Source organism: Streptomyces sp. 35G-GA-8, from assembly GCF_023534745.1.
Taxonomy (GTDB): domain Bacteria; phylum Actinomycetota; class Actinomycetes; order Streptomycetales; family Streptomycetaceae; genus Streptomyces.
Window position 1 is genome coordinate 187,888 of record NZ_JAMHJQ010000004.1, and the last position, 25,627, is coordinate 213,514.

A 25,627-nucleotide genomic window follows, 5' to 3' on the forward strand; every position below is an offset into this window, starting at 1 on the left:
GTGATGCGCGCGCGAAACGGCGCATGGCGCGCGGTGGCCGCGCGCGGACCCTCGTCCGGAGAAGAACAGCAATGTCGTACGGCGGTGCCGGGCACCGCGAAGGACAAGGGACGACGCGCGGAGGCGCTGCGTCGGATGCGTCAGGCGCGAAGTGCTGAGTATGAACTCATGGCGTCGTCCCTCGGTGAAGGTGCCTCCATGGCGACCGGCCCGCCCACTTCTCTTCGGCCAGTACCACGCGACACGCGGACCATTACAGCCGCCGGTCCGGGAGTCTGTCAACGCGCGGCCCCAGGCGCGGACACACAAGGAACGGGGCCCGGTTGAGAGATCAACCGGGCCCCGTGGTGCTACGCCCCGGGTTCGCCGAAGCGGTACAGCTCCACCTCGACGCCCTGCCGGCGGGCGAAGTCTGCGATGCCCTCGACCGCGGCCGTCAGCGCGGCCTCGAGTTTCCGCAGCTCGGGCCAACGCCGTTCCCTGTCAGGCGCGGCCTGCACCGCCTGCCAGGCCTCCTGGTACGCCTCCTCCAGCGGACCGATCTTCTCGTCGTACTCGATGATCTCGTCCAGCGCGAGGGCCGGTCGGCGGCTGCGTATGGCGGCCATGTCCAGCTGAGCGGTGACCGAGATCAGATCACCCACGAGCTTCACGTGGATCGTGCCGATCTTGCGGCTCAGCAGAATGTCGGCCAGCACCCTGTTCCAGTGCTCTTCGCCGTCCAGCATCAGTTCTCCATCTCCCTCGCCATGCGGGCGAGCATCGCCGAACCGGCCCTGCCCGTGGGCATGTCGATTCCGCCCTCTCGCAGAATGCCGATGCAGTAGGTGACACAACTGTTCTCGCTCCTGGAGTACGGGCCGAGATTCGCGTTGAGGGATTTGAGCTGTGCCTTGATGGCCCCTCGGGCGTTGGGGAGCCGGAACGTGAGCTGCTTGGTGTTCGGCCCCGCCTTCTCCGTGACCACCTGGGCCGACGTGTCGTAACCAGTGTAGTCATCCAGGCCCGGCGGGGCGTCGATCACCTGCTCCGTCTCCAGCGGGGGCCGCCCGTCGTCCAACTGCACCTTGACCGTGGCGTGTCCGGCGTCGTCGTCCCAGGTGACGGTCGCCGTGCCGTCGCAGTTGTGCACCAGCAGCGGGGTGGTGCCGGCCAGCACGTAGTACGCGTGGATCCCGCTGATCGTCAGGTCATGGGTGCGCTGGCGCTTGTCGAAGTGACGGTTGGCCGTCACCTGGACCGGGTCGCCCGTCGGCGTACGCAGCGTCATTCCGGCTTCGAGGTCGCCGGCCTTGATCCATGCCTGTGCGGACTCCACCCAGAACGGGTGCGTGGTCGTGGCGACCAGGGCCTGCGCGGCGCCCGAGGCGGTCTTCACCGTGAGGTCGGAGAAGTGCTTGTCGTCCTCCGTGACGATGGTGCCCGCGACCTCGCGGACCACCGTCCGGCCGGTCTCGGCGTCCGTCGTGGCGACCTTGTCGCCGAGGGCAACCTTCTCGATCGGCTTGGTCGTGCCGTCCGCCAGCAGGACCTTCGTCCCCGGCAGGAAGCTGTGGCACTCGGGCTTCGCTCTCTTCTTGAGCGCCGCCGCGGCCTTCTTCCTGACGTCCGCCAGCTTCGCGGCGGCCTTGGTGAGCCCGGCTTTCGCCTTGCCCACCGCCTCGCCGGCCTTCCACAGGCCCTTGACGCCCCCGATCAGGTCACCGATCAGACCGGTGACCCGCTTGGCGAGCTTGACGCCCTTGGCCCACTTCCACGGGGCCCCGTACTTGGCGAGGATCTTGCCCGCCAGGCCGCCCGCGAAGCTGCCCGCGATATTGAGCAGGGTCTCACCGCACGAGCCGACGTCACCGCTGGAGATACAGTCCAGCGCCGCGTCCACACCGAGGATGTCCCGGGCGATCTTGACCAGGGCCTTGCCCGCGGTCTTGATGCGCTGCTTGGCGGCCGACTGCTGCTGCTGCGCCCCCGCCAGATCGCTGGACGCCTTGCTGGCGTCCGACTGAGCCTTCGAGACCTGCGGGTCGGTGGTCGTGACGGGTATGCCGCCACGGCACTCGATCAGGCCCTCCATGCACTCCGGGACGATCATTCCGCTGGGGTCGGCGTGGGTGACCGGGGAGTTGTTGGCATAGGCGTAGCCGTTGATCTGCTGCGGCTGGGTGTAGTCGATGACCGGGTCGGCCGAGATGAACTTGCCGATGGTCGCGTCGTACTCCCGCGCGCCCAGATGGGTCAGGCCGGTCGAGGCGTCGATCGTGCCGCCGACATAGCCCTTCTCCCCCGGCCAGGTGCCGGTCTTCTCGCCACGCTCGATACCGAACGGGTCATAGCGCCGCTGCGCGATCGCCCCGGTGGCGGAGTCGATCGCCACCTCGCCCGTGCCGTGGTGGTCGGCGGCGATGAAGGAGAGCTTCGCGGCGGTACGGACCGCGACGCTCTGGCCGGCGTATTCGTAGTAGCGGGTGGCCTCCGTCTTCGTGCCGTCGGCCGACAGCTTCAGTTCGGTGCCGGGCAGATAGACGGTCGTCCCGGAGGGATCCTTGCGCTGTACCCGGTTGCCGGCCGCGTCGTACAGATAGCTCGTCTCCGAACCGTCCGCCTCGGTGACCTTGCTGACCGCACCGGTGTCGTCCCATTCGAGGACCTGGGCGTCGCCGCCGATCGTGCGCTTGGTGGAGGCCCCCGCGTCGTCGTACTCGTACGCCGACTGCCGGTCCCCGGTCGGGGTCTTCTCGGTGACCTTGGTGACCTGGTGCGGTCCGTCACCGAGGGCGCCCGCGCCGCCGTACTCGTAGCCGCGGGTGATGTTCTTCGCCGCGTTCAGCCCCGTGTCGTGCTCGACGTCGCCGAGGCGGTTGCCGATGGCGTCGGTCTCGTACGACTTCCAGTACGGGGCGGGCCCGCCGAGCGCGCCCGACCCGGCAGCGGAGGCGCATGCCGAGGGTCCGGTGCCGTCCACCGGCGCGATGGAGCCGCGCGTGCCGGTGCCCGCCGCGGTCGCCGCTGTGGCCGCGGGGGTCCAGGCGTCCTGGAGTCGCTGCCGGCTGTCGTAGGCGAAGCACTGCACGTCCGGCGAGGCGGAGTTGGCGGTGTCCGCGATGGACAGGACGTTGCCCGCCTGGTCGTAGGAGTAGTTCGACTCCTTGGCCGGGGCGGTCGCGCCGTAGACGTCCACCACCGAGCGGGTCAGCCGGTCGGTGCCCGTCTCGTAGTCGAACGTCTGCCAGACCTTCTTGCCGCTGCCGGTGGACAGCTCCAGCTGCTTGACCAGGCTGTTCTTGGAGTAGACGGTGTCGGTGACGTAGGTGGTGCTGCCCTTCATCGTCTTCGGGCGCTGCAACGCGTCGTAGGTGTAGGTCACCGCCTCCGCCGGCAGGCCGCCGAGTGCGGGCATGCCGCTGCTCTGGAGGGTTCCGTCCCGGTTGTACGTGGAGCTGTAGACGTAGGTGCCGGCGAGCTTCCCCTGGGACGCGGGGACCTGGTATGCCGTCTGCAGCGGACGGTAGAACTCGTCCATCGACTGGACGGCGGTCGCGAAGTACTCCGTCGGCGAGACATAGCTGAGGAAGCCGTAGGCCTGCCCCAGCCAGCCCGCCTTGTCGTACCTGGTCTCGGTCAGCTTGATGCCCGTCGTGGCATCGCCCCGCCAGGTCGACGCCACGCGGCCGAGCTTGTCGTAGCTGGTCGTGATCTTCTTGTTGCGGCCGTCGTACGAGACGACCGGCCGGTCCAGTTCGTCGTACTCCGTGCGCGAGGTTCCCGCGTCGGGGTCGACGCTGAGCTTCTTGCGGCCCAACTGATCGTATTCGTAACGCCATACGTTGTTCTTGGCGTCGGTGACCGTCTCCAGCAGGCCGGCCGTGTTGTAGGTGTACTTCGTCGCGTCGTACGGCACGCCCGCGTCGGGCGAGGCGCCGCGGTGGTGACGGATCTCGGACACATTGCCCTGGGCGTCGTTGATCGTCGTGGTGGGCACGCCGCCGGCCGGCGGGTCGACCCGGGTGACCTCGCCGTCGTAGGCCGTGGTGGTGCGCCACTGCTCGGCGCCGCCGACCGCGAAGATCTGGGCGGTGGTGCGGCCCAGGCCGTCGTACTCGAACAGGCTCTGCCGGCCGACCTCGCCGTTGCGCACCGGCAGCAGCTCGTCCGAGGCGGCACCGGCCGCGTTGTAGGTCGCGTTGGTCTTTCTGACGTTGCCCGTGCCGTCGTACCAGGTGTCGGCGGCCATGTGGGTGCCGTCCGGGCCCTCGGTCTGTATCTGACGGGGCCGCAGCATGCTGTCGTAGAGCTGGTACTCGGCGCCGTAGGAGCCGTCGTTCTCGATCTTCTCGGTCTTGATCGAGGTGACCTTGTCCTTGCGGACGGTGTAGGAGTACTTGATGGTCGGCGTCTGGGTCGAGGCCCGGTCGGCCAGCCATACGGAGGTCAGCCGTCCCAGCGCGTCATAGGCGAGGTCCGTCCGCCGGCCGTTCGGGTCGGTCTGGCCCGTCGACATGCCCCAGGCAGGGGCGTAGTCGGTGGAGGTGACATGGCCGAGGGCGTTGGTGACGGTCGTCCTCGTCAGCAGACCGTTGGTCTCGGTGTAGCCGGTCTTCGTCTGGTCCGCCGTGCCGTACTGCTTGGCGTCCTGCTGGGTCAGCGGGCGGCCGTAGGTGTCATAGGTCGTGGCGCCGGTGACCTGGTAGGTCCCCGTGGTGCCGTTGTGGGCCGTGAGCCGCTCGGTCCTGGTAGCGGCGCCCTTGGTGGGCGTCGCGCCGAAGGTGCCGCCGTCGTACGAGACGCGCTCGTCCGCGAGGACCTGTGTCCTGCGGTCGGGAGTGGTGGCGCACTTGACCGACACGACCTCCGTGCGCTCGGGCAGCGACAGGATGTTCTTCGCCGCGTTGTCCGCGTACGTGGTGCGGGTGCAGGTGTCGTCCTTGGTGGTGGAGACGTCGCCCTGGTCGTCGACGGCCAGCACCCGGCCGGTGCCGTTGGCGGTGTCGTACGTGGTCGTGGACTTCGTCTCGCTCCAGGTGCCGTCGGATTTCAGGCTGAGGCCGCGGCCGGTCTGGGTGCGTACGATCGCCGCCCGGGTGGTGCCCCAGCTCCGGGTCTGGGTGGCGGTGTAGTGCTTCCACGGGGTGCTGATGGTCTTGCCGACGAGCTTGTCCCCGTCGTAGGTGGCGGCCTCCAGCTGCTGGCCGGTGAACTCCTCCTCATCGGTGTACGAGGCTCCCGTGGAGTCCTTGACCACCACCGAGCGCGTGTTGCCCGCCGCGTCCTTGTCGCCGTCCATGCCCTTCAGGAACGTGTAGTCGACGCGGGTGGTCTGCTTGTCGCTGGTGCCGCTGGTGACCGAGACCTTGCCGTAGCCCTGCCAGCCGCCCCAGGTGAGGTACTTGTCGTCGCTGATGCCGTCCGGCTTGGCCTTGCGCCAGCCGGCGTCGTCCTGGTAGTCGTAGCGGGTGACCATGCTGTCGCTGCCGCCCGTGCGGTCGGTCTCGATGATCGCCGACACGACGTACTTGTGGAACCAGTCCGTGATCGGTTCGGTGTAGCCCGGCGGGGCCCATTTCACGGGGTAGCAGCGTTTGGTGGACTCGCCCGGTCTGGGCAGTGCGGACTTGACGCAGTCGGTGGGGGCGTAGGTGACGTCGAGCTGGGCGCCGGTCTCGCTGACCACCGTCGACAGCCGGAAGCGGTGGAACGGCGCGATGTTGTCGCCGAGCGCGTCCACACGGTTGGCGAGCTGCTCACCGAGGAGGTCCACCGAGGGCAGTGTGACCGCCGTACCGGCGCGGCCCTCGTTCTCGATCTTGGACAGCCACAGTGTCCTGGAGTCGTCGCCGTTGTCGGTGAACAGGTGCGTGAACGTCCAGGCGTCCACGTCCTGGTAGGCCGTGGCGTCCTTGCGCATCTGCGTGACGACCGACGCCAGCCGCTTGGTGGTGTAGAAGGTCGGCACGGGCGAGGTGCACTTGGCGCCGGACGTGCACTCCAGGTCGACCGGGACGTCCGGCCAGTGAGCGGCGTTCGCCTTGGTGCGCTTGCTCTCCGCACAGTCGAAGTCGGCGGTCGGCAGGCAGCGTTCGACGGTGTTGAAGACGACCCGGGCCGGGGCCTTCGCCGCGTACGCCTTGCCGTCCTGCTGACCGTAGTCGATGCGCTTGAGGTAGCCCCCGCGGTGGTACGCGGTGCCTTCGACGTCCGTCTTCCCGTTGAGCGCGTAGTGGTTGGTCTCGCGGTCGTAGAAGTAGGACATCACGTTGCCGTGCGTGTCCTTGACGTAGTCGAGGCTCCAGCGCCAGGCCTGTCGGCAGTGCGCGCTGGTGAAGGTGGCGTCGTAGCAGGGCTCGGTGGAGTCGTCGCCGAAGACCGGGGCGGTCCAGACGGAGTTGGTCTCCTCGTTCCCGGAGGCCCAGCCCGGCAGCCGGTTCATGCCGTAGTAGTACTCGGTGCCGTCGGGGGTGGTGACCTTCCAGTGCTCCCCCTTGTCGTCCGCGCCGCCTTCGTCGCCATTGGCGGCGCCGGTCAGCTTCGCGACCTTGGTGCCGTCGTCGGCCGACATGTGCCACTCGCCGGTGGTGTCGTCCTTGACCAGTTCAGCGGAGGTGCCGTTGAGCATGATGGTGGCGTTGTCGAACGCCCAGCACTGCTCGGCCGAGTTGTCGTGGCCGTCGTCGGCGCACGGTTTGTAGCGGCGCTCGATGTATCCGGGGTCGTAGGAGAAGCCCTCACCGATCCAGGAGCCCTGGTTGTTGGTGGCCGCGGTGCGGCCGTCCGCCGACTGGGAGGAGTAGCCGAGGCCCACGGTGGGGGCCAGGCCGCCCGGGGTCGGCACGGTGCGCAGCGGGTAGTTCCAGTTGAACCCGCCGGAGGAGGTGGCGACGCTCCAGCCGGCCGACGGGGACAGGGCGGTCGCCTTGTACGTGCCCTGCGCGCTCGCCGGTCCCGCGGCCACGGCCACGAGCGAGGTCGTGGTGCCCGCCATGGTCGAGACGCCCCCGGCGGGGTCCGGGGCGGCGGTGACGTCGGCGGAGACGGTGCCCGTCCGCACGTCATTGACCGTGGGCAGCGCCTTGGGCCGCTCGGGGCAGGCCGCGCTGCCCGGTACGGCGACGGTGGCACAGGCCGGGAGCTGGACCAGCTGGAGGCGGGATGCGTACGAGCCGCCGAAGCCCTCGGCGAACTCGCTGTAGTCGACGGTCAGCCGGACCGTGGCGGCCCGGTCGGAGCCGTCGGCGCGCTCGACGCCGAGGAGGACACCGGCGCCGAGCTTCGCGGCATGCCGGGGGTCGAGTACGTCGACGCGCACCGTGCCGGCGGCCTTCGCGGTCGCGGCCCGGGGCCTGCCGACCGTGACCGGCAGACCGCCTGCCTCGCCGGTGGCCCCGAGCTTCATCTCTGAGCCGCCCTGTTCGGGCCATACCGCCTGGTCGAGCCCCTTGACCGCGGCCTCGCGCGCCGGGTCGGAGGGGCGGGGCTTCGCAGATGCGGGGGATCCCTCGGCGGGATCGCCGTCGTCCTGGACGGCGGGGCGGCTGGTGCGGCCCCGGGGATCATCATCGAGCGCCAGTGCCTGGACCGAGGACGCGGACAGTGCGAGCGTGAGCCCGAGCACGGTCGCGACGACGGTCGGTCCGGGCATGCGGCGGCTCAGTGAGCGGCCACGGAAATACATCGGACAACTCCCTGGTAGGAGAGACAGAACCGGGCAGAGGGAGGGGGTGTGCCGGGCCCGTCCGGGCCCGGCACACCTGAAAATTGACGGAGCGTCACATATCGGGCAGGGCCGTCAGCGCGGCCATCTGCTGCACCGCGACCGCGTCCGCGGCGCCGCTGTAGACACGCACCTCGTCGATGGCACCGGCGAAGTACTCGCTCGCTCCGCGCAGGGAACGGCCCACCTGGAGACCGCCGGTGGCGGACCAGAGGGTGTCGTCCTTGCCGTAGGCGCCGGCGACGAGCTGGCCCTCGACATACAGCCGGATCGAGTTGGCGAAGGCGTCGTAGACGACCGCCAGGTGCTGGCCGGAGCCGCCGGTGTCGGGCAGTTCCTGGTCGTCGGTGAAGGTGACGACCTGCGGGGCGGCGGCGTCCGTCCTGGCGACGGCCAGCTCCCACTGGCCGGTGGTCGCCTGGTACCGGACCTGGACGCGGTTGGAGCCGGCCCCCGGCAGGGACAGCACGGTCTGCGACTTCTCCGGGTCCAGCGAGGTGAGCTGGGCGCGGGCGGCCAGGGTGAAGCTGGTGCCGCCGGTGACCGGGGCGGCGGCGGTGGACGCGTAGTCGCCGTCGCCGTCCAGGACCAGGTTGCCGTCGCCGACCAGGGCCGCCGTGTCGAACAGGGGGTCGGCCGGCCGGTAGATGGAGGCATTGCCGGCGAGGGTCAGTGCCTGGCCTCCGCCGGTCTCGGCGGAGGTGCCGGTGGTGGCGCTGTCGAGCTGCCAGTAGCCCTTGCGCTCCGGCTTGACGGTCATCAGCTCGGCGACCTGGGTGGCCGGCAGGACGCGGTCGAAGACGCGGACCTCGGCGAGGTCACCCGTGAAGTGGTCGCGGTAGCCGCTCTTGGCCGTCGCGCGGCCGATCTGCAGCGGTCCGTACGACTTCCAGGTGGACCGGCGCTGGGACACGCCCTTCGAGTCCTTGTTGAGGTAGAGCCGCAGTTCGGGCCCGCCGCTCTTCTGCGCGTCGTACACGCCGGTCAGCAGCACCCACTGGTCCTTGACCACGGTCACTCCGGTGGAGACGGCCTTCCACTCGCCGAGCGAATCCACGTCGTTGACCGGAACGGAGAACTTCCAGGTCGCCGCCGCCGCGTCGTAGCCGAGTGTGAAGCCGGGCTCGCCGGTGCCGTCCTGGCTGACGACCGCCATGTCCTTGTCCAGCGCGGTGGGCCGTACCCAGGCGCTGACGCTGAAACTCCTGGCGGTGTCGAGCACGGTCTCGCCGACATTGAGGTACGCGCCGGCGCTGCCGTCGAACCGGGCCGCCCGGTCGGCCTTTCCTCCCGGACCGTCCGCGCCGAAGGTGACGGCGCCGCCGGCCGTCGCCGAGAACTCGTCGCTCTCGTCATGGGCCTCGGTGTCGCCGGGCTGGTCGGCGAGGTTCCACTGGGCGACGACCGGTGTGCCCTCGCTCACCAGGAACTCGTAGTGCGCCTTGCTGCTGCCGTGCTCGGCCTTGTCGACGGCGACCACATCGACCCAGTGCCGTCCGGGCCGGGTCGGCATCCACGAGACGGAGGCGGAGCCGCCCGCCGAGGCCGGGGTGACGGTGGTTGTCGGAGCGGCGTCGCTGTCGAAGGCGTACCGGTACTTGACGACATCGGTGTCCGGGATGGAGTCGTTCGGGTTGGGCGCGAAGGTGAAGGTGCCGTAGGTGCCCACGCCGTCGTGGTACACGGTGTCGGACGGGTACTGCTTGGACAGCACGTTCGGCTTGCCGGGCCATGTCTTGTCGTAGATGAACTCGCAGCGCTGGGCGGGGTCGCCGTCCGAACTCCACGGGCCCCAGCCGTCACCGTCGTAGGCCCGCGCGCTCCAGAAGATGGTGGTGTTCTGCGGGATCGACGACTTGACGGTGTGGGCGAATCTGGTGTTGGACGTGGGGGAGAGCCAGTCCGGGGTGGTGTACGTGTACGAGCCCGGAGTGGTGCCGCCCCACTCCACCTTGAACTCGACCTTCACCTTGTCGGTCTGGCCGTTGCCGTGATCCGGGTCGCTCGCGATGGCCTGGAGCTTCGGCGGGACATCGGTGTACTCGCGGCCCGCGCCCCACGCGCACAGACCACCCGGGTCGGTGAACATGTCGGACGTCTTGATCTGCCTCGGCAGGTTGTTGTACTTGATCGACAGGTACGCGTTGCCGCAGATCCGCTTCCACTCCGCGAAGCGGGACTCGTCGGCGGCCCGCAGGCCCAGCGTCATCGAGTTCCAGCCGCCGGCCGCGGCCGTCTTGATCTCACTGGTCAGCTCGCCCGTCGCACCGCTCTCGAAGTGCAGGTTGGCCTGGCTGGAGCAGGAGGTCGGGGAGATCGCCTTGTCGACGGTCTGGAGATAGTCGTCCCAGTCGTCCGTGGTGTTGGACCAATTGCTGGACGACGTGATCGTGTAGTTCTGGCCGCCCACCCGGTAGAGCTGGATGGGCTCCGCCGTCGGGGAGGCGCTGTAGATGTGCTCGACCCGGGCGGAGAAGGTCGCGCCCAGGATCTGCTTCCCCTTGTAGAAGGAGAGAGGCATGGTGAACAGCACCCGGCGGGTGCCGACGCCGTTGCAGGAGACCGGGTTGTAGTCGGTGGGGCATTTGCCGACGCCCGCGCTGCCGGAGTATTTCCAGTCCTGCTCGCCGGTCATCCCGGACATGACGCCGGTCCAGGCGGTGCGCGAGGTGGTGCGCTGGATCGGGTCGATGACGACGGGGAAGACGGTGCCGGCGCCGTTGAGGAACTCCTGGTCGGGTACGAGGCTCAGCCTGTCCCCGGTCACTTCGACGTCCAGCGGGGCGAACTGCCCGCCGCCGCCGGGGCCTTCGAGAGCGGCTTCGGGGGCCGCTCGGGGGGTGTCCGCGGGATCGGCCCCCGCCGCGGCGGTCAGTGCCGCCGCCACCCCCTTCGGGCCCTGGGACCTCGCCGCGGCCTCCTCGACCGCGGACGAGTCCCACATCGCGGGCTTGCCTGCCTCGAAGACGGTGCCGCCCACCTCGGCGTCCTTCGCGACGATGGCGCCGGAGGCGTCCTCCGTGACCTTCAGTCCGTCGGCCGTCATTCCCAGGTCGAGCCTGGCCAGCCTCGGGTCGGCCGCCGCCTCGGGCGTCTTGACGACCAGCAGATGGCCGAAGCCGTCCGCCTCGGCCCGGACGGTCAGATCGATGCCGGGCAGCGCGTCGACGTAGGTGGCGGTGTCCCCGTCGACCCGCGGCGCGGGCAGTCCGCCGTACGGCCAGGTCAGGGCGAACTCCCGGCCCGCCCGCCGCATCGTGACGAACGGCTTGTCCGGCTGCCCGGCGGAGAAGGCCAGATCGACGGCGGCGGCCTTCGGGCGCCAGTCGCCGTCGGCGCGCTTCACCAGCGTCGGGTCGATGTCGACCCACTGGCCGCCCTGGACCGTACGGACGGGCTCGGTGTACTCGCGGGCCGTGAAGGTGCCGTCGGGCTCCGCGAAGATCTCCCTGCGCTCGGTGCGCAATCCGGCGACCTCGGTCGTCTTGCCGGTGTCCTTGGCGACGGCCATGGCCTGCTGCTCGGTCTGCATCGGCTGGTCGGCGGCGACGGGCACCTGGGCCCGCGCCGGGCCGTCGCCGTCGACCGGCAGGACCGCCAGGCTGCCCGCCACCACCGCGGTGACGGCCGCCGCGGCGGCGGCACGCAGCAGCATGCCTCGCCGTATCGGTCTGTGTCTGTCTGCGGACACGCGTCCACTCTCCAGTCGGTTCATGTCTGTGTCGGAAGTCCGCTCGCCGGAACGCCGCGTCCGGAAAGCCGCGTTGATGCGCCACACGTTCGATGAGTCGTCGTCCCGCGGTCGCGGGGCAGCGGAGAGCGGCGACGGCGGTGTCGCGTTCCGGGCCACCGCCGGAGCAGGCCCGTGGGCCGCCACCGGCGCCGGGCGGCGGCTGTTCGTGCCGGGCCCGCGACGGCCGTCCTCACTCCGCCCGCGGGCACGTCGCCGCTCCCCCGCCCCCGCTCCGCGGGGACGCGATCAGTGAACGGTGGCTCCGAAGGCGACACCGGTCGCCGGGATACCGCCCTCACCGGGCTTGAACGTCTGGGTCGGCGCCCCACCGGAGGCCACGTTCCACGGGAATCCGTAGACCGCCTGCCCGTCGGCCGTGCCGTAGGGCGTGCCCACGTACAGCAGCGAGGGGGTGGCGCCCAGGGAGAGGCCGGTGAGCATGCGCGGTGCCGGTCCGGACGGGACGCCGTGCCCCGGGTCGATCCACTGGTCGGAGGCGCCGGGTGCGCCGACCAGCGGGACGATCTGGACGCCGCCCTTCTCCTGATGCTCCTCGGACGACTCCTCGCCGGGCACGCCGATCGCGAGCCGGGTGGTCGTGCCGGTGGAGGTGGCGTTCGGGGAGGTGTTGACGGCGGCCAGCCGTCGGCCGAAGAAGTCGCCGGCCTCCGCCTCCTGGTCCACGTCCACCGTGTCCTGGTCGATCCAGGCGGTCTCGGTGTAGGTGCCGTTCGCGGCGAGCCGGAAGACCTGGACGGCGCCCGCGTCGACCGTGGTCGTCAGGTCCTCGCCCGGGACTCCGACGGCGAGCAGCGACTCGGTGGTGGAGGTGGCCCCGGCGGCCCGGTACGGAACCATGGCGAGCGCCGCGCCGAACTGGTCGCCGACCTCCTCCGCCCCGCCGATCGCGTCCTGGTCCTGGCCGAGTCCGCCGAGCGGCTTCGGGTAGCCGGAGGTGAGCGTGTGGCTGAAGTAGCCCACGCCGCCCGCGAAGGTCGTGGTGCCGAGCGCCTCCCCGGGGGTGCCGACGGCGAAGTGGGTCGGGGTCGCGGCGAGCGAGGAGCCGAAGCGGTCGTCCTGTTCGGCGACTCCGGCGACGGCACCGCCGGTGTCGGTGTCCTGGTGGATGCTGACGACCGTCTGCGCGGTGCCGCTCACATAGAAGAAGAGGCCCGCGTCCTCGGTGGTGCCGAGCGACTCTCCGGGGTTCCCGATCAGCAGGAAGGGCGAGCCGGCCGAGGTCTTTCCGGCCGCGACGGCGTAACCGAGCCAGTCGTCGGTCTCCGTGCCACCGCCCAGTGGCGTGTCGGCGCCCTGGTAGAACTCCGTCACGGCTTTGGCGCCGCCGCCCAGTCCGGCCGGGGCGCCGTAGATCACCTGCACCAGCCCGCAGTCGCGGACCGCGCCGAGGTCCTCGTACGGAACCCCGACCACCAGGTCGCTGCAACCGTCGAGGTTCGCGTCGTAGACGGCCAGCGCGTAGCCGTACCGGTCGCCCGTCTCGGGATCGCCGGGGATGCCGTCGGTGGCCTGCGAGAGGGCGAGGGTGCCCTTGCCGCCGCCGTAGACGATATGCACGACGCCGGCCCTCGCGACGCCGTTGACGGTCGCCTCCGGGTCGGCGATCGCCGTGTCCCTGACACCGTCGCCGTTGAAGTCCGACTCGATGCCCGACGGGCACGCGACGGCAGCCGCGGCAGGCGTCCCGCCACCGCCGAGCCCCAGGGCGAGCAGCGCCCCCGCCAACACGGTGGCAGCGCTGCGCCACCACATCTTCCCCACCCTTGACACGGGTCCCCCGTAAATGATGAACAACCAGAGAAATTCGGTAGATCATTTCTTCACGTGACGTGCACATGCAATAGTCATCCCGCACCCGGATCTGTGACATGAGTCATATGGCCACACGCGGGCGTTGTGCATACCGCGACGAGGCGGCGGTCCGGCCGACCGGCCGAAGAAGCCCGTGCGGGACCCGATCTGGTCGCCGACCCGCCCGATCCGCGGGGCGGATCCGCATGCCGATGCGCAGGGGTGCCTGCCCGGTGCTCACGACCGCCTCCGGGCCAGGAGGTCGAGCGCGATGTCGGTGATCATGTCTTCCTGGCCGCCCACCATGCCGCGTCGGCCGCGTCCATGAGCGGGAACAGGTCGCAGCCGTGGTCCCGGCCCATCAGGTCGGCGACCGCGATGAACGCCTCGGCCTCGATCTTCGGCTGGAGCAACCGGCCGGTCGGGATCACCCCGCCATCGGGCACCGCCATGTCGGACAGCAGTGCCCCGAAGTCCGGCTGGTCGACGCCGAGCCGGCGTTGAACGTTGACCCGTTGCGCGGCGTAGGCAGCCTTGATATCACCGTGGCCCACCTGATCGCGTACGGGAGGACACGGCGTGCGGGTCCGGGCAGACGGAGCGGCCTGCCCGGACCCGCCTTCACTCGGCGAACCGAGTGCTGATGGCGTGCCGCGCAAGGGCGCTGCCGGCGGCGTCGGTGAGGGTCGTCACGGACTCACTGATCCGCTCAAGCGCGTCACGCGTAGAGAAGACGAGCTTCACCGGCCGCGAGCACACTCGTCGCTCCGAAGCCGTACCTGCCAAGGCCGGCAGGCGAGAAGGAGGCGGCATAGACCTCCCCCACGTTGCGGACCCGATTGGCCGGTGACACCGCGTAGACACTGTGGATCGCCAGTGTCTGCGGTCCGTACTCCTCGACGACGTCAACCGCCTGCTCCAGGTCGTCGACCAGGACCACCGCCGCCCGCGCCCCGATGAGGCCGGCGCCCGTCCCGCCGGACGTCGGCAGGGACTCGATCTCGGCTTCGACGGCATCGGCCACGAACTCATGGGCAGTGACCACGACGGCCGATGCCGTCGGGCCGCACTCCAGGTGGGCTACGAGGTCCGCTGCCAGAAGCGCCGGGTCGGCGAACGTGTCGGCGACCGCCATGAGTTCACCGGGACCACCGTCGGTGGCCATCTCCACATGGCCGCGGAGCAGTTGGGCGGCGGTCAGCAGTCCGACGTCCCCGGGCCCACCGGGGGAACAAACCCCCACCCGGTCGAACGCGCCGACGCCTGGTTCGCGCGTATGCGCCAGGCCTCCGACCGGGTCGACGACCCGTGCGAGAAGCTCCTCGCGATCTTCACGGCCATCATCGAGGAGACCGGACTGCCCACCTTCCGCGGCTGTCCCATCCTCAACACCCATACCGAGTTCCCCGACCCGCGGCACCCCGCGAACCGTGTGGCGGTCACCCACGAGCAGCGGGTCCGCGACTGGGTGCGCGACTTGGCGGCCGACGCCGGCGCTCCCGGCCCCGAGCAGCTCGCCGACGATCTGATCCTCGTCCTCAATGGTGTTTACGCCACCGCCACCGTCCTCGGCCCCCAGGGCCCCGCCCGGCGCACCGGTGAGCTCGCCCGTCGCCTCATCCGGACCGCCTGCGACGGATGTGGCCGCCCCTGAATCCGGCACCGTGCCGCGTCGGGTGGTGGGCGGAAGGCCGACGCACAACTGCACGCGCTGCGGCCGGAGTTCAGAGAGGCCGCCGGCCTCACGGCCGAGCGCGCGAAGCCCGCGGAGGCGCCGCCGTACCGACGCGTGACATGGCCGGCGACCCGGCAGCAAATCCGCGCGCCGCCCTCAACGCCGCCCTTTCCCCACAGCTGCTGACATTCGATCCGGCCGCTCAGGTCGAGCTGGAGCCGGGCAAGCGGCCCAAGGCGGTGCTGTGGCCGGCCGACCATGTCGAATACGGACGCGAAACCGGTGAGGCGCCGTCAGCGGTCGGGAGCAAGCCGAAGACGGAGGACAGCGAGGCCCTTGTCGCGCTCGGGCCGGGAACGGCACAGGTCCTCCTTGAACATCGCCCGCGGCAGCTGGACGACCGTCAGGAGCGGCTCGGGAAGCGGCTGCCGCGGCATGAGACCGGCAAGGTCTCCGTTCAGGAGGACGGCTCCTGGCCGCACCCTGAGAAGGTGTCAGACAGGGCTTTTCCGGGAGGTCGGCCTTCCGCCGGTCAGCCTCGGGGATCTGCGCCATGTGGCCGCAACCTTGATCCATGCGGGTGGAGGTGGCATCCATACGATCAAGGAAACGCTGCGACACGGAACTATTCAGCTAGCGTCTGACACGTACACCAGTCTTCTGCCCCAGGTCGACAAGGAGGTCGCGAGGAATGCCGAAGCCGTCGTCCCCCGTGCCCGCCGTGCACGGCCGTCCGGCACGCTCGCTCACGCACCGCTCACGCAAGACCCTGTAAACCACTGAGCGCCCCATGTGGTCTAGGCCACGTGGGGCGCTCGGATGCCAGGTGGGAACGATTCATCAAACAGGCGTTCCCGTGGGGCGGGTGGGACTCGAACCCACGGCCGACGGATTATGAGTCCGCTGCTCTAACCGGCTGAGCTACCGCCCCTAACGGCGTGTCGCGCACATTTGTGCGCGCCCGTCTGCCGCAGCATAGCCGCTCATACGATCTCCTGCCTCGGATGGTCGGCATCCTCTGACCATGAGGACTTCGCCATGCGCCGTCCGGTTCCACGAACCGCGGAGTAGATCCGTAAGAGGTACCCAAAAGGGGCGGGACGCCCGGTCGGCGGAGTACCGGGGAGTGAGAACGGGCACACGAAAAAGGACCCCGAAGGGCCCTCCTCGTACTACCGCTCCCCCGGCTGGACTCGAACCAGCAACCCTCCGGTTAACAGCCGAATGCTCTGCCAATTGAGCTACAGGGGATCGCGCTCCCCCGACTGGACTCGAACCAGTAACCTGCCGGTTAACAGCCGGCTGCTCTGCCAATTGAGCTACAGGGGATTGCTGCGTCTGCACCGAACGTACCTACCCCGGTCCTCCCGGGCGGCGCGCGTTCGCTGCGACACATACATTAGCGCAAGCAGGGGGGTGCTTTGCCAATCGGTATCGACCCGGGGCACGCCGGGTGATCCCGGGCCCCGGCGGGGTAGGCGCAGAGCACAGACCCACGGTCCGACGCTGACGCTGGGGACTCCGACGCCGAGAGGGAAGGGTGGCAGCCATGCGGTACCGCCTCACATTCATCGCGGGACTGGCTTGCGGATATGTCCTGGGGACGCGCGCCGGCCGGGAGCGTTACGAGGAGCTCAAGAAATCGGCCCGCCAGGTGTCGCAGAACCCGGCGGTGCGCAACGCGGCCGAGTCCGCCGCGCAGACCGGCCGCGAGATCGCGGGCAAGGCGTACCACTCGGTGAACGGCATCGTCGGCGACAAGCTCCCCGACTCCGTCGCCCAGCGTGTCCGCTCGCTGCGCGAGCGGAGTCAGAACGGCCAGGACGACTGGGGTACGAGCAATACCTGACCCGGATCAGGACACCCGGAGCTTCCCGGCAGCGCTACCGGTGCGGCGCGTGCGGCAGAATCGGGTGTCATGGGAATAGTCGCCGGGTTGGACAGTTCGTCCGGGTTCACACGCGTCGTCGTCTGCGACGCGGACACAGGTGCCGTGCTGCGGCAGGGGTACGCGGCCCATCCGGTCGAGCCCAAAGCCGCCGAGGTCGATCCGCAGGCCTGGCTGCTCTCCCTCGGCGAGGCCGCGTCGGGCGGGCTGCTGGAGGGCGTGCAGGCCATCGGGGTGGCGGCGCAGCAGCACGGCCTGGTGGCGCTGGACCGGCAGGGGAACCCCGTACGGCCCGCGCTGGTCGGCAATGACAAGCGCGCGCAGGTCGCCGCCGCCGATCTGGTCGACGCGCTGGGCGGCCGGCACGCCTGGGCCGAGGCCGTCGGGTCCGTACCGCAGTCGGGTCAGCTCGTGGCCAAGCTGCGCTGGCTGGCGCGGAACGAGCCCGAGGCGGCGCGGCGCACCGCGCTGGTGCTCCAGCCGCACGACTGGCTGGTCTGGCAGCTGCTGGGGCGTCCTGCGCGCAGGACGACCGACCGGGGCGGGGCCTCCGGGACCGGCTACTGGTCCGCGCGTACGGAGGCGTACCGGCCGGATCTGGTGGAGCTGGCGCTCGGCCACCAGGCCGCGCTGCCCGAGGTGCTCGGCCCCGCGGACACCGCCGGGACCACCCCCGAGGGGCTGCTGATCTCGGCGGGGACCGGCGAGACGATGGCCGCCGCGTTCGGGCTCGGTGTCGCGGTCGGGGACGCCGTGGTGTCGCTGGGGGCGTCCGGGTCGGTGATGGCGGTCCACCACGAGGCGGCGGCCGATCCGTCCGGAATGATCACTTCCTTCGCTGACGCCACCGGAATGCATCTGCCCGTCGTGCACACGCTGAACGCCGTCAGGGCGCTGCGCGGGACGGCGGAGCTGCTGGGCACGGCGGAGCTGGCCGAGCTGTCCGAGCTGGCGCTCACGTCCACGCCGGGCTCCTCGGGGCTGGTGTTCCTGCCGTATCTGGAGGGCGAGCGGACCCCGCAGCTGCCGCACACGGCGGGCACACTGACCGGGCTGCGGCGCGAGTCGATGAAGCCGGAGCATCTGGCGCGGGCCGCGTTCGAGGGGATGCTCTGCTCGCTCGCCGACGCGATGGACGTGCTGCGCGGACGGGGGGTGGAGGTGCGGCGGGTGTTCCTGCTGGGCGCCGCCGCCGAGCTGCCCGCCGTACAGGCCCTGGCTCCGGCGATCTTCGGGGCGCAGGTGGTCGTACCGCAGCCCGCCGACTACACCGCGATCGGCGCGGCGCGGCAGGCGGCCTGGGCGCTCGGTGTCTCACAGGGGTCGCTCTCCCCGCACAACCCGCCGGCCTGGCAGGGCGCGGCGGCCCAGGTGTTCGAGCCGGGTGAGGACGCGGCCGTGGGCACGGCGGTGCGGCAGCAGTACACGGCAACGCGGGAGCAGATCCACCCCGGGGCCTTCGGGCACGGCGGCTGAGCGGGCCGGGCCGGCGGTGCGGGCCGACTGAGCGGGGCGGCCCGCGGGGCGGGCCGGCGAAAGTGGGGCGCGCGGGAGTGCTTCGGAGCGGCCGGAGCACGGTCGCGTTCTTGACCCGTCCTTGGACATAAACCCATGGGGCGAGGCGGGGGCGGTACCGCAAGATGGGGGCTGATCCCCGTTCTCGCGACCCTTCATTCCGAGCCGACCCCGAAAGACTGCGCGTGCTGCTACGACTTCTGCGAGCCCATCTCGCCCCGTACAAGAGACCGATAGCCCTGCTGGTGGCGCTCCAGCTGTTGCAGACGTGCGCCACCCTCTACCTGCCCACTCTCAACGCCGACATCATCGACAACGGTGTGGTGAAGGGGGACTCGGGCTACATCCTGCGGTTCGGCGGCATCATGATCGCCGTCAGTGTCGTCCAGGTCATCTGCAATATCGGCGCCGTGTACTACGGCGCGCGGACCGCCTCGGCCCTCGGCCGGGATGTGCGGGCCGCCGTCTTCGAGCGGGTGCAGAGCTTCTCCGCCCGTGAGGTGGGTCACTTCGGCGCCCCCTCGCTGATCACCCGCACCACCAATGACGTCCAGCAGGTCCAGATGCTGGTCCTGATGTCGTTCACGCTGATGGTGTCCGCGCCCATCATGTGTGTCGGCGGCATCATCATGGCGCTCGGCCAGGACATCCCGCTGTCGTCGGTGCTGCTGGCCGTCGTACCGCTGCTCGGGATATCCGTGAGCCTCATCGTCAGGAAGATGCGGCCGCTGTTCCGGACCATGCAGACCCGGCTGGACACCGTGAACCGGGTGCTGCGCGAGCAGATCACCGGCAATCGCGTGATCAGGGCCTTCGTACGGGACGACTACGAGAAGGAACGCTTCCGGGGCGCCAACACCGAGCTGACCGATGTCTCGCTGTCGACGGGACGGCTGATGGCGCTGATGTTCCCGACCGTGATGACGGTCGTGAACCTGTCGTCGATCGCCGTGGTCTGGTTCGGCGCGCACCGGATCGACAGCGGGGGGATGGAGATCGGCGCGCTGACCGCGTTCCTCGCGTATCTGATGCAGATCGTGATGGCGGTGATGATGGCCACCTTCATGTTCATGATGGTGCCGCGCGCCGAGGTCTGCGCCGAGCGCATCGAGGAGGTGCTCGGCACCAGTTCGAGCGTCGTACCACCGGAGAACCCGGTGCGGGAGCTGCGCCGGCACGGGCATCTGGAGGTGCGGGACGCGGAGTTCCGCTTCCCCGGCGCCGAGGAGCCCGTCCTGCGCGAGGTGTCGCTGACGGCGCGCCCCGGCGAGACGACCGCGGTGATCGGGTCGACGGGCAGCGGCAAGTCGACGCTGCTCGGGCTCATTCCGCGGCTGTTCGACGCGACCGGCGGGCAGGTGCTCGTCGACGGCCAGGATGTGCGGGAACTCGATCCGGTACTGCTGGCGAAGACCGTGAGTCTCGTACCGCAGAAGCCGTACTTGTTCTCCGGGACGGTGGCGACGAATCTGCGGTACGGCAATCCGGACGCGACCGATGTGGAGCTGTGGCACGCGCTGGAGGTGGCCCAGGCGAAGGAGTTCGTCGCGGCCCTGGAGGGCGGGCTGAACGCGCCGATCGCGCAAGGCGGTACGAATGTCTCCGGCGGGCAGCGGCAGCGGCTCGCGATCGCGCGGACGCTGGTGCAGCGGCCGGAGATCTATCTGTTCGACGACTCGTTCTCGGCGCTGGACTACGCCACGGACGCGGCGCTGCGCGGCGCGCTGGCGCGGGAGACCGCCGAGGCGACCGTCGTGATCGTCGCGCAGCGGGTCTCCACCATCCGTGACGCCGACCGCATAGTGGTGCTCGACGAGGGCCGGATCGTGGGGTCGGGCCGCCATCACGAACTGATGGCGGGGAACGAGACATACCGGGAGATCGTGCTCTCCCAGCTGACCGAGGCGGAGGCTGCCTGATGAGCGGTCCAGGCGGACGCATGATGATGGCGGGCCCGACGCAGCGGTCCATGGACTTCAAGGGGTCGGGCAAGCGGCTGGTGAGGCTGCTGCTCGTGGAGCGGACCACCCTCTGGTGGATGCTCGTGGCCGGTGTGCTGAGCGTCGCGCTCTCGGTCGTCGGACCGAAGATCCTCGGAAAGGCGACGGACCTCATCTTCGCGGGGGTCATCGGCCGAGGAACCCCCGGCGGTGTCACCAAGGCGGAGACCATCGAGCAACTGCGGGCCAGGGGCGACAACGGAATGGCCGATCTGCTCTCCGGGGTGGACTTCACCCCGGGCCAGGGCATCGACTTCGGCGCCGTGGGCGAGGTCCTGCTGATCGTGCTGGTGGTCTATGTCGCCGCCGGGCTGCTGATGCTGGTGTCGACGCGGCTCTCCATCCGGGTCATCAACCACACGGTGTACCGGATGCGGGAGGAGATCCAGGCGAAGCTGTCGCGGCTGCCGCTGTCGTACTTCGACCAGCAGCCGCGCGGTGAGGTGCTGAGCCGGGCGACGAACGACATCGACAACATCTCGCAGACCATGCAGCAGACGATGGGGCAGCTGATCAACTCGCTGCTGACCATCATCGGTGTGCTGGTGATGATGTTCTGGATCTCGCCGCTGCTGGCGCTGGTCGCGCTGGTGACGGTTCCGCTGTCGGTGGTGGTGGCGGCGAGGATCGGCAAGCGGTCGCAGCCGCAGTTCGTCCAGCAGTGGAAGGTCACCGGCACGCTGAACGCGCATATCGAGGAGATGTACACCGGGCACGCCCTGGTGAAGGTCTTCGGGCGGCAGAACGAGTCGGCCGAGGCGTTCCGCGAGCAGAACGAACAGCTCTACGAGGCGGGTTTCAAGGCGCAGTTCAACAGCGGGATCATGCAGCCGCTGATGCTCTTCGTCTCCAATCTGAGCTATGTGCTGGTCGCGGTCGTCGGCGGGCTGCGGGTCGCCTCGGGCTCGCTGTCGATCGGTGATGTGCAGGCGTTCATCCAGTACTCGCGCCAGTTCTCCATGCCGCTGACGCAGGTCGCGTCGATGGCCAATCTGGTGCAGTCGGGTGTCGCCTCCGCCGAGCGGATCTTCGAACTGCTCGACGCGGAGGAGCAGGAGGCCGACGCCCCCGCGGTGGAGCGGCTGCGTGAATCCCAGGGCCGGGTCACGCTGGAGCATGTGTCGTTCCGGTACGAGCCCGACAAGCCGCTGATCGACGATCTGTCGCTCTCGGTGGACCCGGGACAGACGGTCGCGATCGTCGGGCCGACGGGCGCGGGAAAGACCACCCTGGTCAATCTGCTGATGCGGTTCTACGAGGTCACGGGCGGCCGGATCACGCTGGACGGCACGGACGTGTCGCGGATGTCCCGTGCGGAGCTGCGGTCCGGGATAGGCATGGTCCTTCAGGACACCTGGCTGTTCGGCGGCACGATCGCGGAGAACATCGCGTACGGCGCGTCGCGCGAGGTCGGCCGTGAGGAGATCGAGGAGGCGGCGCGGGCGGCGCACGCCGACCGGTTCGTCCGTACGCTCCCCGACGGCTATGACACCGTGATCGACGACGAGGGGTCGGGGGTCAGCGCCGGTGAGAAGCAGCTGATCACCATCGCGCGGGCGTTCCTGTCCGATCCGGTGATCCTGGTGCTGGACGAGGCGACCAGCTCGGTGGACACCCGGACCGAGGTGCTGATCCAGAAGGCGATGGCGCGGCTGGCCCACGGCCGTACGAGCTTTGTGATCGCGCACCGGCTCTCCACGATCCGGGACGCGGACGTGATCCTGGTGATGGAGAACGGCGCGATCGTCGAACAGGGCACGCACGACGAACTGCTGGCGGCGGAGGGCGCGTACGCACGGCTGTACGCGGCCCAGTTCGCCCAGGCGGTCGCCGAAGTGGACTGACCGGCACGGCCGGTGAGGGCCCGTCATGGGCGCCGCGTCCGTGTTCGCCTTCGGGTGGGTACGGGCGCGGCGCCCGTTTCGGGGATCGGAGATCGGGGACTGGGGCCCGGGGCTCGGGCCTTGGGCCTTGGGACCTGGCCTTGGGGGCCGCGGTATCAGTCCAGGTAGCCGCGGAGCTGGTCGGCGTAGGCGTGGTCGCGGAGTCTGCCGAGCGTCTTGGACTCGATCTGGCGTATGCGCTCGCGGGTCACGCCGAAGATCCGGCCGATCTCCTCCAGCGTGCGGGGCCGGCCGTCGGCCAGTCCGTACCGCAGCTGGATGACCTTGCGTTCACGCTCGCCGAGGGTGGAGAGCACGGCGTCCAGATGCTGGCGCAGCAGCAGGAAGGCCGCGGATTCGACGGGGGACGCGGCGTCGCCGTCCTCGATCAGATCACCGAGCGCGACATCGTCCTCCTCGCCCACGGGGGCGTGCAGGGAGACCGGCTCCAGGGAGAGCCGGAGCACCTCCCTGACCCGGTCGGGGGCCAGCTCCAGCTGGGCGCCCACCTCTTCGGGGGTGGGCTCGTAACCGCGCTCCTGGAGGAGTCTGCGCTGCACGCGTACGACGCGGTTGATCAGCTCGACCACATGGACCGGGACGCGGATGGTGCGGGCCTGGTCGGCGAGCGCCCGGGACATCGCCTGGCGGATCCACCAGGTCGCGTACGTCGAGAACTTGTAGCCGCGGGCGTAGTCGAACTTCTCGACTGCCCTGATCAGGCCGAGGTTTCCCTCCTGGACGAGATCGAGCATGGTCAGTCCGCGGCCGACATAGCGTTTGGCCACCGAGACGACCAGCCGCAGATTCGCCTCGATGAGACGGCGTTTGGCCATCCGGCCCAGCACGACCAGCCGGTCGAGGTCGAGGGCCAGTTGGGAGTCCAGATCGGGGGTGGTGCTCAGCTTCTCCTCGGCGAAGAGGCCGGCTTCGACCCGGCGGGCGAGGTCCACCTCGTCGAAGGCGGTGAGCAGCGGTATCCGCCCGATCTCGCGCAGATACTGGCGGAAGAGATCGGAGGAGGGTCCGCCGGTGTCGGCGCGGCTGCCCGGCCGGCCCGTGGGCTCGGGCACGAGGGGCACCTCCACGGGGTGCTCGGTGAGCGGCTCCTCGACCGTCTCGGGGTGGTGCGCGGCGCGGCTCTGCGCGGGGACGGCGGGCGCGCGGCCGGTGGGGGACGCGGCGGGGGGCGCGGCTAACGTCTCGGTGAGGGTCTGGGTATGGGTCTGCACGGGGGGCGACCTCCAGGTGATCGCTGCCGGTTCGGGGCGGGGGGCGTACGGCAGCGGGACGAGGACGGCCGGGCCGCCTTCCGTCCCGTACACGATGAGCGGATCCGCGGGGGTGAGGCGCCCACCGTCGGTAGGCCGGCCGCGCTCCGGTGAACTCAGGCACCGCACCCCAGTGTGGGGTACGACATATCGCTGCCACGAGGGGCGTGCGGCGACTTTTTGCGCCCTGTACGTAACCGCGCCGTTACCGGGCGGAGGCCCGGAGGCGGTCTACAGGGCGGCGGCGCCGTCGTTGCGCAGGGACTGGCCGTACTGCTGAAGCACCCACAGTTCCTTCTGAACGGCGGCGTAATGGTCCGGATCGGACCGCGTGCCCAGCCGGGTGAGCGTGCCGGTCACCTCACCGACGCGGCGGTCGACGGCGCGCAGTCTGACCTGGACGAGCTGCTGGCCCGCGTAGACCTCGTCGATCGTCTTGCCGTGGAAGACCTCGACCGCGAGTTCGGTGACCATGGCGCGCACCACGTCGTTCGGCGCGGCGTCACGGACCCTCGCCAGATACTCGGGGGCGGACTCCAGGCCCTGTTCGGCGCCGCCCGCGTCTTCTATGGCCCGGCGTACGGCGGCGTACGGCGGGGCCGTGAACTCGTCCTCGCCGTAGGCGTCGAAGGCCGGGGAGACCAGCTCGGGCCGCTGGAGGGCGAGCTTCAGCAGCTCGCGCTCGGTGCGGTGGGCGGGGCTGCGGAGGTTGAGCGCGGGGCCCGCGGGACCCTGCGGAGCGCCGGCGTACGACTGCGAGTGCTGCGAGCGGCGCTCCGGGGCCGGCGCCGGTCCCCGGCCGCCGCGGTCGCGCGCCCAGCGTGCCATCTGTGCCACCCGCTTGACCACGAACTGGGTGTCGAGGATGCCGAGGATGCCGGCGAGCTGGACCGCGACCTCGTGCTGCGAGGAGCCGTTCTTGATCCGGGCGACGATCGGGGCCGCCTCGTCGAGCGCCGCCGCCCGGCCCGCCGGGGTCTCCAGGTCGTACCGGCCGACGATCTGGCGGATCGCGAACTCGAAGAGCGGCGTACGCGGCTGAACCAGGTCCTGGACGGCGTCGTCGCCCTTGGCGAGCCGCAGCTCGCACGGGTCCATCCCGTCGGGAGCGATGGCGATATAGGTCTCGGCGGCGAACTTCTGGTCGTCCTCGAAGGCGCGCAGCGCGGCCTTCTGGCCCGCCGCGTCCCCGTCGAAGGTGAAGATCACCCGGGCGCTGCCGTTGTCCATCAGCAGCCGTCGGAGGATCTTGATGTGGTCGCCGCCGAAGGCCGTGCCGCAGGTGGCGATGGCGGTCGTGACCCCGGCCAGATGACAGGCCATCACATCGGTGTAGCCCTCGACGACCACGGCGCGGCTGGCCTTGGCGATGTCCTTCTTCGCCAGGTCGACGCCGTACAGCACCTGGGACTTCTTGTAGATCGACGTCTCGGGGGTGTTGAGGTACTTCGGGCCGTTGTCGTCCTCGCGCAGCTTGCGCGCGCCGAAGCCGACCACCTCGCCGGAGATGTCGCGGATGGGCCACATCAGCCGGCCGCGGAAGCGGTCGATGGGACCGCGGCGGCCGTCCTGGGAGAGGCCGGAGAGCAGCAGTTCCTTGTCGGTGAAGCCCTTGCCGCGCAGAAAGCGGGTGAGATGGTCCCAGCCGACGGGGCTGTAACCGACGCCGAAATGCTCGGCGGCGGCCTGGTCGAAACCCCGCTCGGCGAGAAACCTCCGGCCGGTCTCGGCCTCGGGTCCCGAGAGCTGCTCGACATAGAACTCGGCGGCGATCTTGTGCGCCTCGACCAGGCGGGTGCGCTCGCCGCGCTGGCTCGCCGGGTTGTAGCCGCCCTCTTCGTACCGGAGGGTGATGCCCCCCTTGGCGGCGAGCCGCTCGACCGTCTCGGAGAAGGAGAGATGGTCGATCTTCATCACGAAGGCGATGGTGTCCCCGCCCTCCTGGCAGCCGAAGCAGTGGAAGAGACCCTTGCTCGGACTGACCTGGAAGGAGGGGGACTTCTCGTCGTGGAACGGGCAGAGACCCTTGAGGTTGCCACCGCCCGCGCTGCGCAGCTGGAGGTAGTCGGACACGACGGCGTCGATCGGGACCGCGTCCCGAACCGCCTTCACGTCGTCATCGTTGATCCTGCCGGCCACGCGTGA

13 protein-coding genes, 3 tRNA genes and 1 pseudogene are annotated in these 25,627 nt (G+C 70.1%); 5 read left to right on the forward strand and 12 right to left on the reverse strand.

Annotation, left to right across the window (positions count from 1 at the left end; genetic code table 11):
- Window positions 1-350 precede the first annotated feature (350 nt).
- The 6 genes and pseudogenes from M1203_RS10095 to M1203_RS10125 all read right to left on the reverse strand — a co-directional run bounded on the left by M1203_RS10095 (window position 351) and on the right by M1203_RS10125 (window position 14,415).
- Window positions 351-728 carry a hypothetical protein gene (locus M1203_RS10095; RefSeq protein WP_249949237.1) on the reverse strand — a complete coding sequence of 126 codons (378 nt, stop codon included), beginning with the start codon at window positions 726-728 and terminating at the stop codon, window positions 351-353.
- Entirely contained in the window at window positions 728-7,633 is a 6,906-nt protein-coding gene (locus M1203_RS10100; RefSeq protein ID WP_249949238.1) for an RHS repeat-associated core domain-containing protein, read from the reverse strand. The genes M1203_RS10095 and M1203_RS10100 overlap by 1 nt, the downstream gene beginning before the upstream one ends.
- A 127-nt stretch (window positions 7,634-7,760) precedes the next feature.
- Complete coding sequence (locus tag M1203_RS39015) at window positions 7,761-11,396, reverse strand: LamG domain-containing protein (RefSeq protein ID WP_249949239.1); 3,636 nt, start codon at window positions 11,394-11,396, stop codon at window positions 7,761-7,763.
- A 288-nt stretch (window positions 11,397-11,684) separates the two neighbouring features.
- Complete coding sequence (locus M1203_RS10110; RefSeq protein ID WP_249949240.1) at window positions 11,685-13,211, reverse strand: VCBS repeat-containing protein; 1,527 nt, start codon at window positions 13,209-13,211, stop codon at window positions 11,685-11,687.
- A 276-nt stretch (window positions 13,212-13,487) separates the two neighbouring features.
- A pseudogene (locus M1203_RS10115) lies at window positions 13,488-13,639 on the reverse strand (hypothetical protein); the annotation flags it as partial.
- Between the two features lie 329 nt (window positions 13,640-13,968).
- Window positions 13,969-14,415, reverse strand: a complete 447-nt coding sequence (locus M1203_RS10125) for a histidinol dehydrogenase (RefSeq protein ID WP_249949241.1) — start codon at window positions 14,413-14,415, stop codon at window positions 13,969-13,971.
- Window positions 14,416-14,421: 6 nt separating this feature from the next.
- Here M1203_RS10125 and M1203_RS10130 point away from each other — a divergent pair, with 6 nt between their 5' ends.
- A complete protein-coding gene (locus tag M1203_RS10130) occupies window positions 14,422-14,904 on the forward strand; it encodes a hypothetical protein (protein WP_249949242.1) in 483 nt (160 codons plus the stop codon).
- 314 nt (window positions 14,905-15,218) lie between these two features.
- Here M1203_RS10130 and M1203_RS10135 read toward each other — a convergent pair whose 3' ends face one another.
- The 4 genes from M1203_RS10135 to M1203_RS10150 all read right to left on the reverse strand — a co-directional run bounded on the left by M1203_RS10135 (window position 15,219) and on the right by M1203_RS10150 (window position 16,254).
- Window positions 15,219-15,362: a hypothetical protein gene (locus tag M1203_RS10135; RefSeq protein WP_249949243.1), complete on the reverse strand. Its 144-nt coding sequence runs from the start codon at window positions 15,360-15,362 to the stop codon at window positions 15,219-15,221.
- Between the two features lie 420 nt (window positions 15,363-15,782).
- Window positions 15,783-15,856 (reverse strand) — tRNA-Ile (locus tag M1203_RS10140).
- 247 nt (window positions 15,857-16,103) lie between these two features.
- A tRNA-Asn gene (locus tag M1203_RS10145) sits at window positions 16,104-16,176 on the reverse strand.
- Window positions 16,177-16,181: 5 nt separating this feature from the next.
- Window positions 16,182-16,254, reverse strand: a tRNA-Asn gene (locus M1203_RS10150).
- A 220-nt stretch (window positions 16,255-16,474) separates the two neighbouring features.
- Between M1203_RS10150 and M1203_RS10155 the strand changes: the two genes are divergently transcribed.
- The 4 genes from M1203_RS10155 to M1203_RS10170 all read left to right on the forward strand — a co-directional run bounded on the left by M1203_RS10155 (window position 16,475) and on the right by M1203_RS10170 (window position 22,172).
- Window positions 16,475-16,774: a YtxH domain-containing protein gene (locus tag M1203_RS10155; RefSeq protein ID WP_249949244.1), complete on the forward strand. Its 300-nt coding sequence runs from the start codon at window positions 16,475-16,477 to the stop codon at window positions 16,772-16,774.
- A gap of 69 nt (window positions 16,775-16,843) precedes the next feature.
- Window positions 16,844-18,289 carry an FGGY family carbohydrate kinase gene (locus M1203_RS10160; protein ID WP_249949245.1) on the forward strand — a complete coding sequence of 482 codons (1,446 nt, stop codon included), beginning with the start codon at window positions 16,844-16,846 and terminating at the stop codon, window positions 18,287-18,289.
- Window positions 18,290-18,513: 224 nt separating this feature from the next.
- Window positions 18,514-20,247: an ABC transporter ATP-binding protein gene (locus tag M1203_RS10165; protein ID WP_249949246.1), complete on the forward strand. Its 1,734-nt coding sequence runs from the start codon at window positions 18,514-18,516 to the stop codon at window positions 20,245-20,247.
- Window positions 20,247-22,172, forward strand: coding sequence for an ABC transporter ATP-binding protein (locus M1203_RS10170; protein ID WP_249949247.1), 1,926 nt, complete (start codon window positions 20,247-20,249; stop codon window positions 22,170-22,172). The genes M1203_RS10165 and M1203_RS10170 overlap by 1 nt, the downstream gene beginning before the upstream one ends.
- Before the next feature lie 155 nt (window positions 22,173-22,327).
- On the opposite strand, the gene M1203_RS10175 is transcribed toward M1203_RS10170, so the two are convergent.
- Together M1203_RS10175 and dnaG are read right to left on the reverse strand one after the other, a co-directional pair.
- The gene (locus M1203_RS10175) at window positions 22,328-23,611 is read right to left on the reverse strand and encodes a sigma-70 family RNA polymerase sigma factor (RefSeq protein ID WP_374402605.1); all 1,284 of its coding nucleotides are present in this window, start codon (window positions 23,609-23,611) and stop codon (window positions 22,328-22,330) included.
- 102 nt (window positions 23,612-23,713) lie between these two features.
- Window positions 23,714-25,621, reverse strand: a complete 1,908-nt coding sequence (gene dnaG, locus M1203_RS10180; protein ID WP_249949248.1) for a DNA primase — start codon at window positions 25,619-25,621, stop codon at window positions 23,714-23,716.
- Window positions 25,622-25,627 lie beyond the last annotated feature (6 nt).

Coding starts and splice junctions, on each gene's coding strand:
- M1203_RS10095 (WP_249949237.1), bottom strand. CDS start 728: ATGCTGGACGGCGAAGAGCACTGGAACAGGGTGCTGGCCGACATTCTG.
- M1203_RS10135 (WP_249949243.1), bottom strand. CDS start 15,362: ATGCCGCGGCAGCCGCTTCCCGAGCCGCTCCTGACGGTCGTCCAGCTG.
- M1203_RS10155 (WP_249949244.1), top strand. CDS start 16,475: ATGCGGTACCGCCTCACATTCATCGCGGGACTGGCTTGCGGATATGTC.
- M1203_RS10130 (WP_249949242.1), top strand. CDS start 14,422: ATGGCCGCGGAGCAGTTGGGCGGCGGTCAGCAGTCCGACGTCCCCGGG.
- M1203_RS10100 (WP_249949238.1), bottom strand. CDS start 7,633: ATGCCCGGACCGACCGTCGTCGCGACCGTGCTCGGGCTCACGCTCGCA.
- M1203_RS10170 (WP_249949247.1), top strand. CDS start 20,247: ATGAGCGGTCCAGGCGGACGCATGATGATGGCGGGCCCGACGCAGCGG.
- M1203_RS10125 (WP_249949241.1), bottom strand. CDS start 14,415: ATGGCCACCGACGGTGGTCCCGGTGAACTCATGGCGGTCGCCGACACG.
- M1203_RS10160 (WP_249949245.1), top strand. CDS start 16,844: ATGGGAATAGTCGCCGGGTTGGACAGTTCGTCCGGGTTCACACGCGTC.
- M1203_RS10110 (WP_249949240.1), bottom strand. CDS start 13,211: ATGTGGTGGCGCAGCGCTGCCACCGTGTTGGCGGGGGCGCTGCTCGCC.